Origin of the sequence: uncultured Microbacterium sp. (genome assembly GCF_913776565.1) — a bacterium.
Taxonomy (GTDB): Bacteria; Actinomycetota; Actinomycetes; order Actinomycetales; family Microbacteriaceae; genus Microbacterium.
Window position 1 is genome coordinate 1 of record NZ_CAJYPF010000002.1, and the last position, 4,451, is coordinate 4,451.

The window sequence follows — 4,451 nt, forward strand, 5'->3', positions numbered from 1 at the left end:
CCCCGGTCTACCGCGCGGGTCACGACTGGGCTCGGGATGCCGCCATCGGCGCCGACCGCATGATCGCCGCCGGCACGACCGCCGTCGCCGACATCGTCACCGACGTCGAGGCGGCCTCGGCGCTGCATGACGCGCGGCTGCACGGCATCACGTACTGGGAGGTGATGAGCTGGACCAACGCCGCCTGGGCCGAACGGGGGCGCGCCGAGGTCGAGGGCCGGCTCGACGCGCTGCCGTCTCCGCCGGGGACCGGGCTGTCGCCGCACGCGCCCTACTCGCTCGACGTCGAGCCCCTGCTCGAGATCCCCGACATCGTGCGCGAGCGGGGCAGCCGCCTGCACCTGCACCTGGGCGAGGCGGCCTTCGAGCGTGAGCACGGCGAGGCGGTTCCGTGGCAGAAGCAGCGTCCCGCGAGTTTCCGCGCCCTGCGCGACGAGGGGTTCGGCACCGGGGCGACCGAGTTCGTCGACGAGCTCGGTGTGCTCGGCCCCGACTGCCACATCGCGCACGGCGTGTACATGACGGCGCGCGACCGGGCGATCCTGCGCGCCCGCGGCACGACCGTCGCCCTGTGCCCGCGGTCGAACGCGGTGATCGGACTCGACGAGCCACCGGTGGCGGCCTACCTCGTCGAGGGCAATGCGCTCGCTGTGGGCACCGACTCCCTGGCATCCAGTCCCTCTCTCGACCTGCTCGCCGACGTCGCCGAACTGCACCGGCTGGCGCGGGCGCAGGGCTACGTCAACCGCGACCTGCCCGAGCTGCTGCTGCGCGCGGCGACTCTCGGCGGGGCGCACGCGATGGGCCTCGACACCGGCCCCGCCCGCACGGGCTATCTGGCGGTGGGCGCCGTGGCGGATCTGGCGTTCTTCGACATCCCGGTGTCGGAGGTGGATGCCACGACCGAACACCTCGTGGGGGCCGGGGCGGGGACCGCGGCCGCGACGTTCATCGACGGCGAGGCGCGCTTCGCCGCGTCCGCTTTCACCCGTGAGACAGGAGTGCGCGCATGACCGATCCAGCCGACACCGACCGTCCGCAGACCGCCCGATTGCTCGACCTCGAGCCGCACCCCGAGGGCGGGTGGTTCCGTCGCACGTGGACGGGGTCGTACGCCGTAGACACCCCGGCGGGCGAGCGGCCCGCCGCGACCTGCATCCATTACCTGCTGCAGCCGGACGAGCGCAGCGCGTGGCACGTCGTGACGAGCGACGAGGTGTGGCTGTGGCACGGTCCCGGCGCGCTCGAGCTGTCGCTGGGCGGAACGGGCGAAGCCCCGGGTGAGGTTCGGACCGTCATGCTGGGTCCCGACCTCGCCGCCGGGCACGTGCTGCAGCACACCGTACCGGCGGGGGTGTGGCAGGCGGCACGTCCCGCGGGCGACGCCGAGGTCGTGGTGAGCTGCCTGGTGTCGCCGGGCTTCAGCTTCGACGACTGGCGTCTGGCCGACTGAGCGCGGACGGGCCTGCGGCGGGGGCGTGCTGAGGTAGGCCCGCGGCCGAGGGCGTCCGACCGCCGCGCGCCCGAGGCCCCGCGAACCCCGTCTTCGCGCGTGTCGCCAGGTTTCACGCGCGACCGTCCCCGAAACATGCCGCCGGTACGCTGTGCACATCACAGCACTCCGGGGATGACCCCGATACGTCCACGAGGAGACATCGTGACCGCTTTCGCACGCCTGCGCCGCGCCGCCGCCCTGACCGCCGTGGCTGCCGCCACCGTCGTGTCGCTCACCGCCTGCGCCTTCGCGCCGACCGGCTCCGACGCCGGCGCCGCGCCCGCCACCGAGGGAGCGCTGCAGACCGTCACGGCCGGCAAGCTCACCATCGCCACGGGCGAGCCCGCCTTCTCGCCCTGGGTCGAGAACGACGACCCCGCCTCGGGCGAGGGCTTCGAGGCCGCGGTGGCCGACGCCGTCGCGACCAAGCTCGGCTTCTCGAAGGACGACGTCGTGTGGGTGCGCAGCACCTTCGACAGCGCCATCGCGCCCGGCTCGAAGGACTGGGACCTCAACCTGCAGCAGTTCTCGATCACCGAGCAGCGCAAGCAGGCCGTCGACTTCTCGTCGCCGTACTACACGACCACGCAGGCGATCGTCGCGACCGGATCGTCGCCCGCCGCCTCGGCCACCACGGTCGCCGAGCTCAAGAACATCCCCGTGGGCGTCATGAGCGCGACCACCAGCTATCAGGTCGCCGCCGACCAGCTCGGCACCGGCAACCTCAGCGTCTTCAACTCCAACGACGACGCGGTCGCCGCCCTGCAGGCCGGTCAGGTCGACGCGATCGTGGTCGACCTGCCGACCGCGTTCTACCTCGCCGGGGCCGTGCTCGACGACGGCAAGGTCGTCGGTCAGCTGCCCGACTCCTCGGCCGGCGGTGACGAGCTCGCGTTCGTCCTGCCCAAGGGCTCGCCGCTCACCACGCCCGTCTCCGATGCGGTCGACGCCCTGCGCGCCGACGGCACGCTCGATGAGCTGCAGCAGAAGTGGCTCGGTGGCACCGACGCCGCGCCCGTGCTGAAGTAACACCCCGTGGCATCCATCCCCTCCGAGGCCGTGTGGCGGCCGAGCGAGCTCGAGCTCGGTCGGCGCGCCACGCGGCGTCGGCAGTCGACGAAGTCGGTGCTGATCGCGCTGGTCAGCTCGATCGTGTTCGTCGTCGTCGTGGGCTGGGCGATCCTGTCGAGCCCCGGGTGGGAGGACGTGCGCCGCGCGTTCTTCGACCCCGAGATCGCGCTCGCGAGCTTCCCGTCGATCCTCGCGGGGCTGTGGGTCAACATCCAGGTGCTGTTCGTCGCGGCGATCGCGGTCGCGATCCTCGGCACGACGCTCGCGGTGCTGCGCTCGCTACGGGGGCCGGTGTTCTTCCCCCTGCGCGCGCTCGCGACGATCTACACCGACCTGTTCCGCGGCATCCCGCTGCTGATCGTGCTGTACCTGGTGGGCTTCGGGCTGCCCGCGCTCGGCGTCTTCGGGCGCGTGCCCGTGGTGCTGTGGGGCACGATCGCGATCGTGCTGACGTACTCGGCGTACATCGCCGAGGTGCTGCGCGCGGGCATGGAAGCCGTCCACCCCTCGCAGCGCGTCGCCGCCCGTTCGCTCGGGCTCAGTCACGCGCAGACCCTGCGGATCGTCGTGATCCCGCAGGGCGTGCGCAAAGTCGTTCCGGCGCTCATGAACGACTTCGTCTCGCTGCAGAAGGACGTGGGGCTCATCTCGGTGCTCGGAGCGGTGGATGCCGTCCGCGCGGCGCAGATCGCCTCGGCTCAGGCGTACAACTTCACGCCGTACATCGTGGCGGCCCTGCTGTTCGTGGCGATGGCGTTGCCGATGATCCGCCTCACCGACTACGTCTCGGCGCGACTGGCGAAGCGCGAACAGATGGGCGGAACCGTATGACCGTGCTCGACGTCCGCAGCGTCCGCAAGGCGTTCGGCGACCACGTGGTGCTCGACGGCATCGACCTGGAGCTCGCGCAGCACGAGGTGGTCGTGCTCATCGGCGCCTCGGGGTCGGGAAAATCGACGCTGCTGCGCACCATCAACCTCATCGAGCGCGTCGACGACGGGCAGATCCTGCTCAACGGCGACGACCTCACCGACCCGACGATCGACCCCGACGCCGCTCGGGCCCGCATCGGCGTCGTGTTCCAGCACTTCAACCTCTTCCCCCACCTGCGCGTGATCGACAACGTCACGCTCGCCGCGCGCAAAGTGCACGGGATGCCGAAGCCCGAGGCCTACGCCCGTGGAACCGAGCTGCTCGAGCAGCTGGGGCTGGGGGCCAAGGCCCGGGAGTTCCCCGACCGCCTGTCGGGTGGTCAGCAGCAGCGCGTCGCGATCGTGCGCGCCGTGATGACGAACCCCGAGCTGCTGCTTCTCGACGAGATCACGTCGGCGCTCGACCCGCAGCTGGTCGGCGAGGTGCTCGACCTGGTGCGGGTGCTGCGCGACCGCGGCTCGACGATGCTCATGGCGACGCACGAGATGTCATTCGCGCGCGAGGTGGCCGACCGCATCGTGTTCATGAAGGGCGGGCGGATCGTCGAGCAGGGCACGCCCGCGCAGATCCTCGACGCCCCGCAGCATCCCGACACCGTCGCGTTCCTCGAGCGCGAACGCCGCGGCGGCGCGCTGTAGCGCGCGCCGCCTCAGTTATAGCCGAGGATCACCGCCGCGTCCTGGTCGTCGAAAGCGGCGGACGGCTGACTGTCTGATTCGATCACCGTCCGATTCTGCGCGCCCCGCGAGGGGCTCGACGCGTTCCTCACGGATCGCATACGGCATCCGTCCGGGCACGCCGCGACACCGGATGCCCCCAATATCCGGCATCCGGTGTCGCAGGACCGTGGAGGGGTCGACCCCCTCCACGGTCGTCTCAGCGGATCAGACGGTCGCGCGGCGGCGACGCATCAGCAGCACGCCTCCCAGCCCGAGGGCCAGCAGACCCGCGA

General features: G+C 71.6%; 5 protein-coding genes. All 5 read left to right on the plus strand.

Going from position 1 to position 4,451, the window contains the following annotated elements; genetic code table 11:
- Positions 1-1,013, plus strand: a 1,013-nt coding sequence (locus tag QZ433_RS00020) for an amidohydrolase family protein (protein WP_295779417.1), incomplete at its 5' end; no start/stop codon positions are given.
- The gene (locus tag QZ433_RS00025; protein WP_295779418.1) at positions 1,010-1,453 is read left to right on the plus strand and encodes a cupin domain-containing protein; all 444 of its coding nucleotides are present in this window, start codon (positions 1,010-1,012) and stop codon (positions 1,451-1,453) included. The genes QZ433_RS00020 and QZ433_RS00025, both read left to right, overlap by 4 nt.
- Positions 1,454-1,657: 204 nt before the next feature.
- Entirely contained in the window at positions 1,658-2,524 is an 867-nt protein-coding gene (locus QZ433_RS00030) for an ABC transporter substrate-binding protein (RefSeq protein ID WP_295779419.1), read from the plus strand.
- A 6-nt stretch (positions 2,525-2,530) separates the two neighbouring features.
- Positions 2,531-3,397 (plus strand): amino acid ABC transporter permease, encoded by an 867-nt coding sequence (locus tag QZ433_RS00035; protein ID WP_295779420.1) that lies wholly within the window; start codon positions 2,531-2,533, stop codon positions 3,395-3,397.
- Positions 3,394-4,137, plus strand: a complete 744-nt coding sequence (locus tag QZ433_RS00040; protein WP_295779421.1) for an amino acid ABC transporter ATP-binding protein — start codon at positions 3,394-3,396, stop codon at positions 4,135-4,137. Before QZ433_RS00035 ends, QZ433_RS00040 begins: the two co-directional genes overlap by 4 nt.
- Positions 4,138-4,451: the final 314 nt, after the last annotated feature.